This window comes from Emticicia sp. W12TSBA100-4, from assembly GCF_040253585.1.
Taxonomy (GTDB): domain Bacteria; phylum Bacteroidota; class Bacteroidia; order Cytophagales; family Spirosomataceae; genus Emticicia.
Genome location: NZ_JBELAU010000016.1, coordinates 23,623 through 40,010 on the forward strand (window position 1 = coordinate 23,623; position 16,388 = coordinate 40,010).

Consider the following 16,388-nt stretch of genomic DNA (forward strand, 5'->3'; position numbering starts at 1 on the left):
CCTTTTATAATGTTTGAGCCGCAAAAAATGAGTAAATCTACTCATTTGCTCAAACGCCCATTCACTTAATTATTCATTATTGAATGAAAACCTTAGACACTTACGATTTTTCGGGTAAAAAAGCCCTTATCAGAGTAGATTTTAACGTACCTCTTAATGACAAGTACGAAATTACAGATGATACTCGTATCACTGCCACGATTCCGACAATCAAGAAAATCTTGAAAGATGGCGGTTCGTGTATCTTAATGTCGCACTTAGGTCGCCCGAAAGATGGCCCAACCGAAAAATACTCTCTCAAACACTTAGTAAACCCACTTTCAGTAATTTTGGGCTTACAAGTAAAATTTGCTGATGACTGTATCGGAGCATCGGCTTCCGAGCAAGCGGCTAACCTTCAAGCAGGTGAAGTGCTTTTACTCGAAAACCTTCGTTTTTATAAAGAAGAAGAAAAAGGAAATGTTGAGTTTGCCGAAAAATTATCGAAACTTGGTAATGTTTGGGTAAATGATGCTTTCGGAACTGCCCATAGAGCTCACGCCTCTACCGCAATCATCGGTCAATTCTTTGAAGACCGTGTTTGTGGCTACGTAATGCAAGCCGAGGTAGATAACGCCGAAAAAATCTTAAACAACGCTGAGCGTCCGTTTACGGCTATTATGGGTGGTGCAAAAATCTCTGACAAAATCTTATTGATTGAGCGTTTATTAGATAAAGTTGATAACCTTATCATTGGTGGTGGTATGACTTATACTTTCACGAAAGCACAAGGTGGTTCAATCGGGAAATCACTTTTAGAGGCAGATAAAATGCCTTTGGCTTTAGAGCTTATTGAAAAAGCAAAAGCAAAAGGGGTTAATCTTATCATGCCACTTGACAACGTTTGTGGCGATAAATTCTCAAACGATGCCAACCGAATCACGGTACCAACAGGAGAAATTACCGACGATTGGGAAGGATATGACATCGGCCCTGAATCTGTGAAACTTTTCACTGAAACAGTTTTAAAATCAAAAACTATTCTTTGGAATGGCCCAATGGGCGTATTTGAATTCCCGAATTTTGCAGTTGGCACAAACGCTATTGCTGAAGCAGTAGTTAAAGCAACGGAAGAAAACGGTGCTTTCTCGCTTATTGGTGGGGGCGATTCAGCTTCGGCTATCAACAATGCAGGTTTTGGCGACCGTGTTTCTTATGTTTCAACAGGTGGCGGTGCATTGCTCGAATATATGGAAGGTAAGACTTTGCCAGGTGTTGCTGCTCTTGCGTAAATCGAATATTCGTAGAGGCGAAGTCGTCTCTACATCGAAATAAAAAATCCCCGTTCGAGAACGGGGATTTTTGTTTATAGTTATTAGATAAGGAAATAAAATCGGGATTTTACCAAAGTTTAACATTAGTAAAATACATACCAATAGCAACTGCTATGGTTAGACCGCTGATTAATAAAACTTCAGCGTACTTCATTTGGGATTCAGATTTAGCTGCTCTGTTCATGGCAAATTAATTTAGTTTATATGGAGTTTTTATTTGGACACAATTCGATACTAAAGCCACAAAATACCTTACATTTAAACTGCTATCTACCTCTTATAAACGAATATAATCAAAAAAGATTTCTTCATCAAGATAAATTTATTTAACGGTAATTGTTATTTTCAAAAAACATAATACATTTTATACCCTCATTTGTATTTCAAGTAGTATCTTTGCAAGACTTTGTGCAATCTAAATACTTATCGTAAACTTTTGTTTCATAGCATTTTTGAGACACAAAGACGAATCAAATTCATCAAAAAATCAGGGAAATCTGATAAATCAGTTTAATCAGAGTCAAGAATGTCAAAAGTTATTATCATTGGTGCCGGTGGAGTCGGCAGTGTTGTCGCTCACAAATGTGCGATGAACTCCCAAGTATTTACCGAAATCATGTTGGCAAGTCGCACAAAATCAAAATGCGATAAAATTGCAACTGATATTGAGGAAATGCACGGTGTAAAAATCCAAACGGCACAAGTTGATGCCGATAACGTACCAGAATTGGTTGCTTTAATCAAAAGTTTCCAACCCAAAATGGTCATCAATGTAGCCCTTCCATACCAAGACCTAACCATCATGGATGCTTGTTTGGAAACTGGCGTACACTACCTCGATACAGCAAACTACGAGCCAAAAGACGTAGCTAAATTTGAATATAGCTGGCAATGGGCTTACCAAGACCGATTCAAAGAAGCTGGCCTGATGGCTCTTTTAGGTTGTGGTTTCGACCCGGGCGTAACACAAGTTTATTGTGCTTATGCAAATAAACACCAATTTGATGAAATGCACTACCTCGACATCATCGACTGTAATGCTGGAAACCATGGAAAAGCATTTGCCACAAACTTCAACCCCGAAATCAACATCCGTGAGATTACTCAAAACGGACGTTATTGGGAAAACGGTGAATGGGTAGAAATTCCACCAATGTCGATTCATAAAGCCATTGATTACCCAGGAATCGGTCCGAAAGAATCTTATGTTTTATACCACGAAGAACTCGAATCTTTGGTAAAAAACTTCCCAACATTGAAACGTGCCAGATTCTGGATGACTTTCGGGCAAGCCTATCTGACTCACCTCGAAGTACTTCAAAATGTAGGTATGACTCGCATTGACCCTGTGAAATTCAATGGCATGGACATCGTTCCTTTAGAATTTTTGAAGGCCGTATTGCCAGCTCCTGATACTTTAGGAGAAAACTACACAGGTCAGACTTCAATTGGTTGCCAAATCAAAGGTATCGAAGATGGAAAAGACAAAACTTACTACGTTTGGAACAACTGTGACCACGCAGAATGCTATAAAGAAGTAAAAGCCCAAGCAGTATCATATACAACTGGCGTACCAGCCATGATTGGAGCAATGTTGATGCTCACTAACCCAGAATGGCAAAAAGCGGGTGTTTGGAACTGCGAAGAGCTAAACCCAGACCCATTCATGGATTTGCTCAATACGCAAGGTTTGCCGTGGCACGAGCAAATAAACGGAGTTTTACCTCACGAATATTGATTCTTGAGACTATTGTCCACCTACGAAAGTCGATAGAAATTCATGAATATTCTTATATATTTAAATCCTGCCACACAAAATGGCAGGATTTTTTCGTTTTTGTGGAACGAATATTATGTTCGCTTACTATATTTACGAAAGAAATAAACCTAAACTTATGAAAAAAGCACTTTTATTGATTACACTTATTTCAAACATAGCTTTCGGGCAAGAAAAGAAAGAAGAACAAAAAAAAGTTGCTGACCTCAAAGACGACCCATCGGTTCAGGCAGCAATGATATACAATTCCTTACAACGAAACGAAGAGATTGGTGGTGGAACTGGGGCCGTAAGAACTTACGACCTTCGCTACGAAGGAATGCAAGGAACACCCTATTTTATTGATGAATGGCTCTCAGGGAAATTAGTTTTTACGAATGGCGATGCAGGGAAAAAGAGCCATTTGCTAAAGTACAATACCCAAACCAAAGAGTTATTAATGAAGCGTCCGCAGGGTGATTCAATCATTATATTTCCGAATCAAATTACAGCATTTACAATTATTGATGCCAGTAAAAATGTAAGCTATCCATTCGTAAAAGTGGAAAATCTCAAAGCCGATGGCGGTACTGTACCTGTTTGCTTTTTGATGGTTTTATATAAGAATAAATCTTCTTTGCTAAAATATGTAAGTAAGAATGTCCTAAAAGCTAACTATCAAGGCGGTTACAGTGCCGACCGTCGCTATGACTCTTATGTCGATAATTCTCAATATTTTATTCGCAAGTCCGACAACTCACTCGTAAAGGTTAAAGTCAAGAAAAGCTCAGTTTTAGACGCCTTAGAAGATAAAAAAGCAGAAATAGAGGCCTATATCAAAAAAGAAAATCTTTCTTTCAAAAACGATTTTGATATAGCTAAGGTTTTGTCTTATTATGATGGTCTATAAGATTGTTTAATCTTTATAAGTGTGGACTTGAAAGAATTGACAACTGCTTCATTTACAGTTGAAGTAAGTAGAAACAATAAAGCTATAAGAGAAAGATAAAACTTTTTATTATTTGGTTAGTTTAATTGAAACCAGCCAATTAATAAAAAAATATGCCCAGACGCACTTCAATTAATGACATTCAAGAAATTACGGATTTGAATAATTTGGAGCGAATCGTGCAAGACAAACGCAACGATAAACGAGCAGATGCCAAGAAAAACAGACGTAATCGGCACTACACCAAAGTTTTAATAAAGTATCAGCTTAAAGATGGCCTAACGATTGATGAAGCATAAAAAATGGTACTTCTGAGCTAAATTCTCAAAAGTACCATCTATAAAAACTTTTCTTTTTACCAAAAAATCGTATAAATAATCGTAAAGATTGCCACTACAACTACCGCTCCGATAGCGAAAGTTCTATCAACTTTAAACCATTCTTTCTTCACTTCAAAAGCATTTTCTTGGTCTTTACCTTTTCCTTCAATTAAGCTGATGGTTGCGTGAACCAAACAACAAATCCAAAATACGACACCCATACGATTTAAGAATGGGAATTCGGGATAAAGGTTTTCGATAACTGCCGAAAGTGCAATACTCAAAATTGCAGCTGTTAAAGCTCCGTTGGCAGTGGCTTTTTTCCAGAAGAAACCAAGTAAGAAAATACACAAAATACCAGGTGAAATATAACCCGTATAAACTTGAATGTATTCAAACGCTTGTCCGAAATTAGCCAACAACGGACTCACAATCAGAGCAATTATAAATGCAACAACGATTGCCACTCGACCCGTCCAAACGGTTTGTTTTTCAGTAAGATTTTTATTGAAAAATTTCGCATGAATATCCAATACATAAATTGTAGAAATACTATTGGCTTTTCCTGCTAATGAAGCTACAATTGCAGCAGTAAGAGCAGCAAAAGCTAAGCCTTTCAAACCAACTGGCAATAAATTTAACAAAACTGGATAAGCATTATCGGGTTTCACAACGCCATTGCTCGTAATTCCATTTACAATTGAAGCATCAGCATTTTCTTGAAAAATTACATAAGCCGCCAAACCTGGCAAAACTACAATAAATGGCATCAACATTTTCATAAATGCGGCAAACAAAACTCCATTACGAGCCGTAGAAATATCTGCACCCAACGCACGTTGAGTCATGTATTGATTACAACCAAAATAGTTAAGGTTATTTACCCATTGCCCACCAATAATAAACATCATAATACCTGGCAATTGCTTGTAGGCATCAATAAAACCACCTTTTCCGTCGTGTACTTGATACTGATTAGGTTTGAAAATCATGTGTAAATGACTATCAGCTTTGTCGGCAATTAGATTTAGACCTTCAAAAACACCCGCTCCTGTTCCTACTTTGTTTGAAAGTAAATCAAGGGCTAAATAGGTAGTTGCTAATCCTCCAAAAATCAAGCAAACAACCTGAATAACATCAGTATAGCCAATTACTTTCATACCTCCGAGGGTAATAATTACTGCAAAAACCGTCAAGAAAATAGCACAGGTCATAAAGCTAAAACCTGTCATTTTTTCCAAGCTCAAACCTCCGAGATAAATAATTGAAGTAAGATTGACGAAAATATAGAGAAAAAGCCAAAAAACTGCCATAATTGTTGCCAGTCGCTTATCATAGCGTTTGGCGAGAAACTGTGGCATCGTAAAAATCTTATTGTTGAGGTACATCGGCAGAAAATAAACCGCCACAATGATTAGTGAAACGCCACCCAAAAGTTCGTAAACCGAAATGGCAATACCGAGCTGAAAAGCCTGCCCACTCATACCAATAAATTGTTCGGCCGAGATATTTGAGGCAATGATTGAAGCACCAATTGCCCACCAAGTTAGCGAGCCTTCGGCCAAAAAGAAGTCTTTGCTATCGGCAGATTGCTTGCCCTTGTTTTTGTAAATCCAATAGCCGTAAGAAGATACGATAACGAAATAGATGAAAAAAATGGCGTAGTCGAGCGTTTCGAGTCCAAGTGTCATTAGTAAATTTATTAGGGTTAATTATGAGTCGTGAATATATCAATAAATTCTATAAATCGTTATATTTTGAATATCAATTCATCATTTTTCAATAAAATAGTACAATAATTAGAATTACATTTGAAATTAAGAATGAAACCTATGTATGAATTGATAGTTTCACCGCAACAATATTGTGTCAAATTTACACATTTATATTTCAAAAAAATGGATTTTTTAAATCCGCATCAAAGATATTAGCAGAATTTGAAAATAAACAATAAAATCACAAAAAAATAATATTCTATTTCCCTGCTTATTAGTCAATAAATTTCGTTAACAATTCTACAAATTGCTTAATCTTTTGTTTTTATGTGAGTATTTTTCCAGAATAATAACAATTATGAGGGTTCCAGTAATACGTTATAAATAGCCAAAAACAAAATAACTTTATGCAAAATAAGAGCTTCGCAGAGTTCTAAACCTTTGCTAATCACGAATTTTTCGTAAATTCGAGCAGATTTTAGATACTCCCAAAAAACCTTCCGATGGCAACTCATAAAGTTTCAAAAAGCAAATCTGCCAAGAAAAAAAAGGTAGAAACGCCCAAGAAAATCCCTTATTATAGAAAGCCCGACAATTTGACCCTCGACCAATGGCAAATTGCACTCAGAAAACAGTTCGGACAGGATAATGAATTTTTGATTACGAATATCGGCCCCGAAAAAATATTTTCTGACTTTCAGGTCACGAATAGCGTCACCAATAATTCGTATAAAGTTGCCATCAGAAGTGCCGACGATACCCATAATTTTTGTGAATGTCTCGACTTTAAAACCAATCGTTTGGGCGTTTGTAAGCACATCAGTGCCACACTGCATTATTTGAGCAATGTTCACGGTTCAAAAAAAGCCTTTAAAGATGGCGTTTTTCAGCCACATTATAGTTCGGTTTACTTAGATTATCTGAATGGGAAACAAATAAAAATCAGAATTGGCGATGAAAACCGTGAAGCATATCTTAGTTTAGCAAAAACCTATTTCGATGAAAATTACATCTTAAAACCTGAATCTTTCGCAGTTTTTGAGGTTTTTCTGGAGGAAGCCAAGAAAATAAGTAAGAGTTTTAGGTGCTACTCCGATGCTCTTGATTTTGTGATTGGCGAAAGAGACAAAATCCGTCGCCGAGATTTCTTTTTAGGTCTTATCCCAAAAGCAGAAAACGACCCAACATTTAGTGGTTTAGTAAAAACAGAGCTTTTTCCGTATCAGAAAAAAGGCGTTTTGTTTGCCGCAATTGCGGGCCGTAGCCTCATTGCCGATGAAATGGGACTCGGGAAAACCCTCCAAGCCATTGCTACCGCTGAGTTATATAAAAAAGAATTGGGCATCAATCGGGTACTAATTGTTTGTCCGACTTCCTTAAAATACCAATGGAAATCAGAGATTGAAAAATTTACCGACTCCAGTGTTCATGTAATTGAAGGCACGCTCACTAAACGCACGGCACAGTACCAATACGTTGATGCTTTTTATGTGATTGTGAGCTACCACACCATCACGCAAGACCTCGATTTGCTCAATAAAATGGAGGCCGATATGGTAATTTTGGACGAAGCCCAACGTATAAAAAACTGGAAAACGAAGGTTTCGCAACAAATCAAAAAACTCATTACGCCCTACGCTATCATACTTACGGGTACGCCGCTCGAAAACAAACTCGAAGAACTTTATTCGATTACGCAACTCATTGATGTTTTCCGTTTGGGACCTGTTTATCGTTTCTTGAATCAATATCAAATCACTGACGATTCGGGAAAAGTAGTAGGATACAAAAACCTCAACGAAATCTCAAAATTGTTGTCGGATATTCTTATCAGACGTACTAAAAAAGAGGTTTTATCGCAATTACCGAAGCGAATGGATAAAAATTTGTTTGTGCCAATGACACAAGAACAAATGGATATTCACAACGGTTTAGGCGATAATGTAGCAAAATTAGTGAGTAAATGGCGTAAATTTGGCTTTTTGAACGAAACAGACCGACGACGTTTATTGCTATCGTTAAGCCAAATGCGAATGGTTTGTGATAGCACGTACATTCTCGACCAAAAGACTCGACACGATACTAAGATTGAAGAAGTAATGAATATTTTGGACGAGTTTTTTGAAAATTCGGACGAAAAAGTGGTTATTTTCAGTCAATGGGAACGCATGACGAGGCTCGTGGCTCAAGAATTGACCGAACGAGGCATTAAGTTTGAAAACCTTCACGGAGGCATTGAGAGTGTGAAGCGAAAAGATTTGCTTGATAATTTTAAAAACGACCCCGACAGCCGAGTTTTCTTATCGACCGATGCAGGCGGAGTAGGTTTGAATCTGCAATCAGCTTCGTTGCTGATAAATTTAGATATTCCGTGGAATCCAGCGATTTTAGAGCAACGCATCGCCCGCATTTACCGACTTGGACAAGAACGAAATGTATCAATCATTAATCTGGTTTCGACGGGAACGATTGAGCATAAAATGCTTGATGTGCTGAAATTTAAAGGTGCAATGGCCGAAGGCGTACTTGATGGAGGCGAAGATACGATTTTCTTGGGCGAAGATAAATTCAAGCAGTTTATGAGTTCGGTTGAAAACCTGACCGATGCTCCGCAAGACGAAAATACCATCATTGATGCCACCGAAGAACACGAAGCAGAAGAACAGAATTTTACCAATAATGCAGAAAAATCGCTGATTGAGCTGCCAGAAAATGTCACCACTTTCTTAGGTGATGATGATGTACAGGAAACAACGCCAAACGCTGATGAAGAGCAGGCAGAAAGTAGTCCAAGCGAAGAATTGATAAAAAATGGCGTTCAATTTTTCACACAATTAACCCAAACCTTAAAAAATCCCGAAGAAAGCAAGGCTCTACTCGAACACCTTATTTATAGAGATGAGTCAGGAAAAGTATTCTTGAAAATCCCTGTTGAAAATGAAGCAGTTATAGTTGAGGCTTTACAAAGTTTGAGTACTATATTTGGGGCCATTTTGAAATCATGATCACTTTGTGCTTAAAATTATACACTAACCTAATCAATGAAAAGTAGTTTATTCTTATTGATTCTTTTGACGATATTCACTACATCGGCAATGAGTCAAGAAAACCAAACGGTTACACTAAAAGGCATCATCCGAGACTATAAAAGCAAAATGCCGCTGGCTACCCAAATAAAAATCATTTATACTGATAGTCAATTAAATACACAAGAAACCAAAAGTAAAGGAGATGGCAGTTTTGAGATAAAAACACTACCCAAACAATGTGTTTTTCAGGCCAAAACTAATGGCTATATCGTTTCAAATGTATTGATGAACCTCGAAAATCTGAGTGAATCAACGGCTATTGCTGAAATCCCTTTGGTTTTTAATGGGAAATCAAAAATCAATCAACTTTTATTGGAGTTTTCGGAACGAAAAAAGGAAAAAGAAGCTGAGCAAGACCAAGGAATTCCGATAAATAAACAAGTTTTTCAGGCAGTTGATGCCCTCGAAAACAAAGCAATTCCTGCACAATTTCGACTCACAGGAACTTACAAAAACAATGTGATCAATAAGGCTACCAGCCGAGAAGCATCGGTTTTTGACCATAACTTTACAGAAAGAGAGCATCTGATGGTTGAAGTTATGGCTGAAGGTTATCAGAAATTTTTGAGTGAAATTGACATTGAAACGTTTGATGAAACCGTACACGAGAACACAGCAAAACTCATCAAAAAAGTATCATTCCTGAATCTTATTATCAAAAACGAGGTAGAATTACAGAATGTTAATATTTTTGAAGTCTCTGGTGGCACACAAAAACAAATTGTGTTATCGAAGACTAATAATATGTATTTGGGGCAACTCAAAACTGGTGGTAATTACAAGATTTCTATCAATTCAAATACAGAAAAAGAGGTAATCAGAGAGTTTTTGGCGGTTGAAGGTGTCAACCAAGTGTTAGTTGTGCTTGAACCAAAGCAAAAAAAACAGACCAATTTTTTGAGTAACACTACTTCAGCGGCAGTAGAAACAAAGATTGTTCAGATGGAAAAACAAGCCTACACTACTGAGAAAAAAACATTTAATTTAGAACAAAAAACGCTTTTTTTCGACCAAAGTAGTTGTGTTTTGAAACCAGAATCGAAACAGATTTTAGAAGAAATTAGCAAACAACTACTCGACTCGCCCGATGTGAATATTGAAATTACGGGTTATGCCGATAACATAGGCGATGCCCGACAAAATCAATATCTGTCAGAGTTTAGGGCAAAGGTGATTTCAAGTTTTTTATTCAACAAAGGCATCAAAGATAACCGCATAAAACTCAAAGGCGACGGCGGTAAAAAAGCCGATAGCGACACCGAAGATGCCCGACAACGCAATCGACGAGCGGAGTTGAGGTTTTATTAATGCCCCTAACGGCAACGGCCGACTGTCCCTAAAGGGGAGTTTAAAAAGATGAAGGAAATTTTAGAAACCGAACGATTAATTCTACGTCAATTCACGCTTGACGACGCACCTTTTATCCTTGAATTGCTCAATACGCCCACATGGCTACAATTTATTGGTGATAGAAATGTGCATTCGATTGAAGATGCTGAAAACTATTTGCTGAATGGCAGCCTAAAAAGTTATGCCGAAAATGGCTTTGGTTTTTATGCCGTAGTAGCAAAAGAGAATGGAAAAACTATTGGAATGTGTGGCCTGATCAAACGTGATACTATACCCGATATTGATATTGGTTTTGCTTTTTTACCCAATCTTATCAGCAAAGGTTTTGGGTTTGAAATAGCATCCGCTACACTTGACTACGCACTTAATGTACTGAAAATCAAACGTATAGTAGCCATCGTAAATCCAGAGAATGAAAAATCTATTGGTTTAATCAGAAAAATAGGAATGCAGTTTGAAAGCATGATACAGTTTGGAGAAAAAGAACTGATGTTATTTAGCACTATTCAAAAATCTGATTGACACTTATTTCAAATTCGGGTAGTACTGGGTTAGCTGAACAAATATCATCGTCTGTACAAATTTTTACACTTTTTCTTGAAGTATAAACATATACTGCTTTTGTTTCGTGGTAAATATTCCAAACTACTTTTACACCCGCTTTAAAATATTCGGCTACTTTTTCTTCTACTTTATTTACATTATCGGTTTCGGATAATATTTCTATAACAAACTCTGGAATTTCATCAATACCCGCTTTAGTACGTTGCACTTGCTCTTTTGTTAAATATGCAATATCTGGTCTTCTCATCTGAATACCTGTGAGCATTGTATCATATTCTGCTACAAAAGTGCCTCGTTTTTTTAGTCCTTTATCAATAAATAATTCAAGGAGTAAGTCATATATATAAAGCTGTTTTTTGTTCATCCCCGTAAATTTGATTAGCTCACCATCATTCCACTCATACTTAAAACCATCATTTGGCTCCCAAATCAAGAACTCAGCTAAGGTCTTAGGCAATTCCGATATTTCATTAGTTCTTACCATTTCTCTTTTATTTTCTACCAAAAATATGTTATTCGCTCTTCAAATCAAATATTTAGTATGCTTTTCTTCAATACTTCAACACATTTCTCCAGTTCGGCAACCGAAGAAGAAGCAAAACCCAAACGTGTAGCATTAATAGTGTTATTGGGCAAATTATGTTGTATGCCATTCGAGAAATAAAGTCCATTCTTTAGGGCGTTTTCGGCAGTTTTTACCAAATCTATGCTTTTATCAAAGGTTGTCCAGACCGACATTCCTCCTTCGGGAATCTGAAAACTGACTTCGTTTTTGAGTTTTTGGCTTAATAATTCACAGAAAAAATCTCGTCGTTCTCGGTATTCTCTCAACGACTTTCTTAAATGCTTCTGTATAATGCCTTCATGCAGGAGTTCGGCAATGGCATTTTCGAGCATGACATCGCCTTGTCGGTCGATGATTCGGCGGTAATACGATAAATGCTCTATCACCTCTTCGGGAGCAATCAGATACCCGACCCTAAAAGCAGGCGAAATACTTTTAGTAAACGACCCCGAATATAGCACCACTCCTACTTCGTCGGCACTGGCAAGTGGCAAAAGTGGTTTGCTTTGGTAATGAAAATCATAGTCATAATCGTCTTCAAAGACAATAAAACGATACTTTTCGGCCAATTTCAAGAGTTTTATTCGTCGGTCGGCTTTGAGCGTAACGGTTGTTGGATAATCGTGGTGCGAGGTAACGTAAATTAATCTTATCAGGTATTTTTCACATAATTCTTCCAACGCATCAACCACAATTCCGTTTTCGTCGGTCGGAATTGTCAGGATGTTTGCTCCTGCGTGTTGGAAATTTATTTTGGCACTTGCCCAAGTCATTTCGCTCAATACCACATAATCGTTTGCTTTCACGAATGCCGTTGTAAGCAAATACATTCCCATCATCGTTCCTCGTACAATTAGCACATTTTCGGGCGTAATCTTCAAACCTCTACTTTCATTCAAATACGTTGCCAATTCTTGTCTTAACCAATATGAGCCTTTGGTGTCACCGTAGCCAAGTTTTACGTAAGAGTTTCCATGAATTAAATTACCTCGATAGGCTCTCGCCAAGTCGAGCAAGGGAGCTAAACGAGGGTCGGGAAAACCATCATCCAAATGTAATTTATCCGATGCTTTTACTACTTCTCGGCATAAAATAGGTTTTTGTTCAAAGCTAAAACCCGCTTTTTTGATAGAAATATTCTCGCTTTCTTTGAGTTTTTGTGGTTTTATTTCTGGAAGACTCTTAGCCACGAATGTTCCACTTCCTTGTTTGGTTTCGAGCCAACCTTGAGTCAAAAGTTCATCTAAAGCCATAATAACGGTTTTTCGGTGAACGCCCAGCACTTCGCTCAAAACTCTTGAACTTAGTATTTTTTGTCCTGATTTTAGCGTACCGTTGCGAATCAAACTCGTAAACTGATTCGTAATTTGCTGATAAACAGGCGTTTTGAGATTTTTATTTATTAAAAAAAGCGATTTATATGGTAACATAGTCTATTTATCTTGATTCAAAATAGATAAAAATGTTTCCAAATTCAGCACACTCAATGTTGGAAAATCTAAAGTTTTAAAGATATTGAAGTCTGTATCGTTTGTAATCAAATAATCGGCATTGATGCTCAGAGCTAAATCAGAGAATTTATTATCATCTTTATCTTCAACTAAATGCCATTGAAAGGCTGGCTCGGCAAAAATTACATTTGGAGCAATTGCCAATTGGTGAAGTACAATTTTAGCAGTATTGGGCGAGTAGGTATTTGAAAGAATTTCCTCGTATTCTAATAGTATCTCTGTGCTTACATACCATTCAAATTTTCCTGCTTTAAAATCAATATATAACTGATAGAAGGGGCTTTTTGGTGGAATCGAAGCTCTGAGACAATTGGTGTCAATAACAACTCTAAGCATTAGGATTTAGAGTTTAACATTTGATAATAATCTTCTGTTGTATAGCCCTTTTCTTCAATCACAACCTCTAATTCTTTTTGAAGTTGTAAATCAAAGTAATCCAATAGCATTTTACGAATTTCAAGCGTTTGTTGTTCTTCTAAATCTTGAGAAAAAAGTCGTAAAATACTTATTTGCAGACTACTAAGCCTGTTTTGATTCGATACATTTTCACTACTTGACATTGAATTATTCATTTATTAATCTAAATTAAATATAATTACTCATATTTCAAACTGGACTACCCATTTTATTAAAATTGGCTGATTACACCCATCCAGTAAAGATATACTTTTGTTGAAGAAATTTCAAACAGAAATCATTATGCAAATCAAAACCGCTCAAACCAAAGAAGATTTTTTGAAATGTTTCGATGTGATGCAAGCCCTGCGTCCGCACCTTACGCCCGAATTGCTTTTAGAATTACTACCGAAAATGCAAACCGAAAATTACTCGTTGATTTTTATCGAAGAAAACGGAAAAGCCATTTCAGCGTGCGGATTTCGCTATTTAACCACGCTTTTTGATGGCCGCTACATTTACATTGATGACCTTTCGACCTTACCCGAAGCTCGTGGCAAAGGTCATGCAGGTGCATTGTTTGATTATGTCGTAGAAAAATCAAAAGCAGAAGGGTTAAAAGCAGTTCATCTCGATTCAGGACATCAGCGATATGACGCTCACCGCCTCTATCTGAACAAAGGAATGAAAATTGTTTACCACCATTTTAGACTTGAATTATAAAAACTTACACAAAATTATGATACAGCAAACCCCACGTACGACTACCAGCAGAATGCCGAAGCGTACACAATACAATGAAGAATTGATTTACTCAATTTTAGATGAAGCTTTGTTTTGCACAATTAGCTATTCAATTGATAATCAACCCTTTTCTATTCCAACTGCCTTTGTTCGGAAAGAAGATAAATTGTATATTCATGGCTCAGTTGGTAGCCATTTTCTGAGAGGAATTGAGTCAGGAATACCCGTTTGTATTTCAGTGATGCTTACCGATGCTTTAGTAGTAGCAAAATCAGCTTTTCACCATTCGGTCAATTATCGCTCGGTGATTATTTTTTCAAACGCCACTCGAATTGATGATTACGAAGCGAAGTATTTGTTTTTCAAAGAATTAACCGAAAAAATTGTTCCGAATAGTTGGGAGTATCTCCGTCCCATGAAACCCAGCGAAGTAAACAAAACTATGCTTTTGGTTTTTGATATTTCGGAGGCATCTGCACGTTTACGAACAGGAATGCCCAACGATGACGAGGAAGATAAGCCTTTACCGATTTGGTCAGGAATCATTCCGATTCCGCCCAAACGATTAGCACCAATTGCGGATGATTTTAGTCTAAATATTTCTTTACCTAAACATTTAAGCGTATAATAAAAAAAGTAGCAAGTAAAACACTCGCTACTTTAACATTTTAAAACCTAATTTTTAGTCCATAATCCGCTGGCTGATTCAGATGCAAATTTGTTGGTAAATGGTTATTATTTAAATCCAAATACTTCAAATGTTTCAAATCCTTCATCTGTGGCGGTACTACTCGCAAAAGATTATTACTCAAAGAGAGTGTTTCCAAATGCGATAGTTTTTTAATATTTGGCGGGAGTTTTTCAATCCCATCATTATCCAGATGCAATATTTTAAGTTTAGGTAATTTGCCTAAAATCTCAATTCCTTGCTGAATATCAAGGTTTTTCTCGTTGTCCAGATACAACTCTTCCAAGTTTTGGAGTTTGGTCAAACTTATAGGTAAAACCGTAAAATCGTTTCCTCCTAAATCGAGTACTCTGAGTTTTTTAAGGCTACTTATTTCGGGAGAAAGATTTGTCAGATGGTCATTTCGGAAGCTTAAATATTCTAAGTTTTTAAACTTCGATAGACCCTTTGGAAATTCGGATAACGACTGGTTACTCAGATTTAAACGAATAACTTTTTCGGGGTTTTTCAAAGCCTCATCAATACTTGTATATTCGTTATTAAACAATTGACCATCAATACTTTGCCCGTAAGACCTTCCAAATTGAAAAAGAATTATTACGCCTAAAATATATATTAAAATACGATTTTCCATCTGAATAATGTTTAGATACGCTTCTTGCTTAACACTCACTCCTGCCTCAAACTCATCTGCGAAATACCTCGTTTTTTGCTAAATTTCTCTCTGCACCAACTCATCAATTGTTTAAATTCTTTTTTGGTTGATTGACGGAGTGCTTTCCTCAATTCCTTCTTAAAAATTCGAGGCTCAAAACTAACTTTTTCAAGTATCATTTTGCTATATTCAAACATTGTCATGGTTTATAAGGGTTGGATTATAAATTTCCCGAGCAACCAATGATTGCTCGGGAATGATAGGGTGATTAATTAACTCCGCTACTCGAAGTTTCGTTTTTATTGATATTTATCGTAGTCTGATTGTTATTTGTTTCTTTGCTCGCTATTTGCTTACCAAACTCAGTTGTGGTGAAATGAGCTTTGTAATTATTTGACGAAACCAAAGGATTAAAAGTTATGGGATTAGTAGGCATTTGTATTGCTAAAGCCGCTTCCGATGTAAAATCTACTCGTCCTTGACGCTTATAGTTATGCACCGAACTTATATTATTTTGGATTTGATGCGATGGCTGACTGTATATTGTTACGCTATTGCTCTCTGCCAGTGATTTGCGTTGTTGAAAAACTGGACGCTTATAGTTATGCGGAGAATCAATTGATGATTTTTGAGCATAAACCGAACTTGAACTGATTGCTATGAAAGCGAACGCATATTTTATGAAATTTTTCATTTTGTTTTATATTTATATTTTTTCGAATAATTTATTTTTATTGTTGTACAAGGGATATTTTAAAACAGATGTCTGGCTT

16 protein-coding genes are annotated in these 16,388 nt (G+C 36.7%); 9 read left to right on the forward strand and 7 right to left on the reverse strand.

The window, feature by feature from the left end; all coding sequences use genetic code 11:
• The first annotated feature begins 83 nt into the window (after positions 1 to 83).
• The 4 genes from ABR854_RS21600 (at position 84) to ABR854_RS21615 (ending at position 4,317) form a co-directional block, all read left to right on the forward strand.
• Entirely contained in the window at positions 84 to 1,271 is a 1,188-nt protein-coding gene (locus ABR854_RS21600) for a phosphoglycerate kinase (protein WP_350267932.1), read from the forward strand.
• A 568-nt stretch (positions 1,272 to 1,839) separates the two neighbouring features.
• Entirely contained in the window at positions 1,840 to 3,051 is a 1,212-nt protein-coding gene (locus ABR854_RS21605) for a saccharopine dehydrogenase family protein (RefSeq protein WP_350267933.1), read from the forward strand.
• Between the two features lie 157 nt (positions 3,052 to 3,208).
• Positions 3,209 to 3,979: a hypothetical protein gene (locus tag ABR854_RS21610; protein ID WP_350267934.1), complete on the forward strand. Its 771-nt coding sequence runs from the start codon at positions 3,209 to 3,211 to the stop codon at positions 3,977 to 3,979.
• A gap of 152 nt (positions 3,980 to 4,131) precedes the next feature.
• Entirely contained in the window at positions 4,132 to 4,317 is a 186-nt protein-coding gene (locus tag ABR854_RS21615) for a hypothetical protein (protein ID WP_188768649.1), read from the forward strand.
• Positions 4,318 to 4,373: 56 nt separating this feature from the next.
• Here ABR854_RS21615 and ABR854_RS21620 read toward each other — a convergent pair whose 3' ends face one another.
• The gene (locus ABR854_RS21620; protein ID WP_350267935.1) at positions 4,374 to 6,029 is read right to left on the reverse strand and encodes a sodium/sugar symporter; all 1,656 of its coding nucleotides are present in this window, start codon (positions 6,027 to 6,029) and stop codon (positions 4,374 to 4,376) included.
• Positions 6,030 to 6,556: 527 nt separating this feature from the next.
• Between ABR854_RS21620 and ABR854_RS21625 the strand changes: the two genes are divergently transcribed.
• The 3 genes from ABR854_RS21625 to ABR854_RS21635 are packed head-to-tail and all read left to right on the forward strand — an operon-like array spanning position 6,557 to position 11,014.
• Complete coding sequence (locus tag ABR854_RS21625; RefSeq protein WP_350267936.1) at positions 6,557 to 9,058, forward strand: DEAD/DEAH box helicase; 2,502 nt, start codon at positions 6,557 to 6,559, stop codon at positions 9,056 to 9,058.
• Positions 9,059 to 9,094: 36 nt separating this feature from the next.
• Positions 9,095 to 10,450, forward strand: coding sequence for an OmpA family protein (locus ABR854_RS21630; protein WP_350267937.1), 1,356 nt, complete (start codon positions 9,095 to 9,097; stop codon positions 10,448 to 10,450).
• A gap of 48 nt (positions 10,451 to 10,498) precedes the next feature.
• The gene (locus ABR854_RS21635) at positions 10,499 to 11,014 is read left to right on the forward strand and encodes a GNAT family N-acetyltransferase (RefSeq protein WP_350267938.1); all 516 of its coding nucleotides are present in this window, start codon (positions 10,499 to 10,501) and stop codon (positions 11,012 to 11,014) included.
• On the opposite strand, the gene ABR854_RS21640 is transcribed toward ABR854_RS21635, so the two are convergent.
• Genes ABR854_RS21640 through ABR854_RS21655 form a run of 4 tightly spaced genes read right to left on the reverse strand, consistent with a single transcriptional unit; the run spans position 10,995 to position 13,692 of the window.
• Complete coding sequence (locus ABR854_RS21640; protein ID WP_350267939.1) at positions 10,995 to 11,540, reverse strand: Uma2 family endonuclease; 546 nt, start codon at positions 11,538 to 11,540, stop codon at positions 10,995 to 10,997. The two genes, ABR854_RS21635 and ABR854_RS21640, sit on opposite strands and share 20 nt — an antisense overlap.
• Positions 11,541 to 11,584: 44 nt before the next feature.
• On the reverse strand, positions 11,585 to 13,051 hold the full coding sequence (locus ABR854_RS21645) for an aminotransferase-like domain-containing protein (protein WP_350267940.1): 1,467 nt from the start codon (positions 13,049 to 13,051) through the stop codon (positions 11,585 to 11,587).
• Between the two features lie 3 nt (positions 13,052 to 13,054).
• The gene (locus ABR854_RS21650) at positions 13,055 to 13,468 is read right to left on the reverse strand and encodes a putative toxin-antitoxin system toxin component, PIN family (RefSeq protein ID WP_350267941.1); all 414 of its coding nucleotides are present in this window, start codon (positions 13,466 to 13,468) and stop codon (positions 13,055 to 13,057) included.
• The gene (locus tag ABR854_RS21655) at positions 13,468 to 13,692 is read right to left on the reverse strand and encodes a DUF8507 family protein (RefSeq protein WP_350267942.1); all 225 of its coding nucleotides are present in this window, start codon (positions 13,690 to 13,692) and stop codon (positions 13,468 to 13,470) included. The genes ABR854_RS21650 and ABR854_RS21655 overlap by 1 nt, the downstream gene beginning before the upstream one ends.
• Before the next feature lie 139 nt (positions 13,693 to 13,831).
• Between ABR854_RS21655 and ABR854_RS21660 the strand changes: the two genes are divergently transcribed.
• Both ABR854_RS21660 and ABR854_RS21665 read left to right on the forward strand, forming a co-directional pair.
• Positions 13,832 to 14,251 carry a GNAT family N-acetyltransferase gene (locus tag ABR854_RS21660; protein WP_350267943.1) on the forward strand — a complete coding sequence of 140 codons (420 nt, stop codon included), beginning with the start codon at positions 13,832 to 13,834 and terminating at the stop codon, positions 14,249 to 14,251.
• 16 nt (positions 14,252 to 14,267) lie between these two features.
• On the forward strand, positions 14,268 to 14,900 hold the full coding sequence (locus ABR854_RS21665; RefSeq protein WP_350267944.1) for a pyridoxamine 5'-phosphate oxidase family protein: 633 nt from the start codon (positions 14,268 to 14,270) through the stop codon (positions 14,898 to 14,900).
• Between the two features lie 40 nt (positions 14,901 to 14,940).
• Here the strand turns inward: ABR854_RS21665 and ABR854_RS21670 are convergent, their stop codons facing one another.
• Together ABR854_RS21670 and ABR854_RS21675 are read right to left on the reverse strand one after the other, a co-directional pair.
• Entirely contained in the window at positions 14,941 to 15,594 is a 654-nt protein-coding gene (locus ABR854_RS21670) for a leucine-rich repeat domain-containing protein (RefSeq protein ID WP_350267945.1), read from the reverse strand.
• Positions 15,595 to 15,883: 289 nt separating this feature from the next.
• Complete coding sequence (locus ABR854_RS21675) at positions 15,884 to 16,309, reverse strand: hypothetical protein (RefSeq protein WP_350267946.1); 426 nt, start codon at positions 16,307 to 16,309, stop codon at positions 15,884 to 15,886.
• Between the last annotated feature and the right edge of the window lie 79 nt (positions 16,310 to 16,388).

What these genes read in the sequence shown, in the direction of transcription:
- ABR854_RS21670 (WP_350267945.1), bottom strand. Translation starts at nt 15,594, where the DNA reads ATGGAAAATCGTATTTTAATATATATTTTAGGCGTAATAATTCTTTTT.
- ABR854_RS21620 (WP_350267935.1), bottom strand. Translation starts at nt 6,029, where the DNA reads ATGACACTTGGACTCGAAACGCTCGACTACGCCATTTTTTTCATCTAT.
- ABR854_RS21635 (WP_350267938.1), top strand. Translation starts at nt 10,499, where the DNA reads ATGAAGGAAATTTTAGAAACCGAACGATTAATTCTACGTCAATTCACG.
- ABR854_RS21645 (WP_350267940.1), bottom strand. Translation starts at nt 13,051, where the DNA reads ATGTTACCATATAAATCGCTTTTTTTAATAAATAAAAATCTCAAAACG.
- ABR854_RS21665 (WP_350267944.1), top strand. Translation starts at nt 14,268, where the DNA reads ATGATACAGCAAACCCCACGTACGACTACCAGCAGAATGCCGAAGCGT.
- ABR854_RS21640 (WP_350267939.1), bottom strand. Translation starts at nt 11,540, where the DNA reads ATGGTAAGAACTAATGAAATATCGGAATTGCCTAAGACCTTAGCTGAG.
- ABR854_RS21600 (WP_350267932.1), top strand. Translation starts at nt 84, where the DNA reads ATGAAAACCTTAGACACTTACGATTTTTCGGGTAAAAAAGCCCTTATC.
- ABR854_RS21650 (WP_350267941.1), bottom strand. Translation starts at nt 13,468, where the DNA reads ATGCTTAGAGTTGTTATTGACACCAATTGTCTCAGAGCTTCGATTCCA.
- ABR854_RS21655 (WP_350267942.1), bottom strand. Translation starts at nt 13,692, where the DNA reads ATGTCAAGTAGTGAAAATGTATCGAATCAAAACAGGCTTAGTAGTCTG.
- ABR854_RS21675 (WP_350267946.1), bottom strand. Translation starts at nt 16,309, where the DNA reads ATGAAAAATTTCATAAAATATGCGTTCGCTTTCATAGCAATCAGTTCA.
- ABR854_RS21605 (WP_350267933.1), top strand. Translation starts at nt 1,840, where the DNA reads ATGTCAAAAGTTATTATCATTGGTGCCGGTGGAGTCGGCAGTGTTGTC.
- ABR854_RS21630 (WP_350267937.1), top strand. Translation starts at nt 9,095, where the DNA reads ATGAAAAGTAGTTTATTCTTATTGATTCTTTTGACGATATTCACTACA.
- ABR854_RS21615 (WP_188768649.1), top strand. Translation starts at nt 4,132, where the DNA reads ATGCCCAGACGCACTTCAATTAATGACATTCAAGAAATTACGGATTTG.
- ABR854_RS21610 (WP_350267934.1), top strand. Translation starts at nt 3,209, where the DNA reads ATGAAAAAAGCACTTTTATTGATTACACTTATTTCAAACATAGCTTTC.
- ABR854_RS21660 (WP_350267943.1), top strand. Translation starts at nt 13,832, where the DNA reads ATGCAAATCAAAACCGCTCAAACCAAAGAAGATTTTTTGAAATGTTTC.
- ABR854_RS21625 (WP_350267936.1), top strand. Translation starts at nt 6,557, where the DNA reads ATGGCAACTCATAAAGTTTCAAAAAGCAAATCTGCCAAGAAAAAAAAG.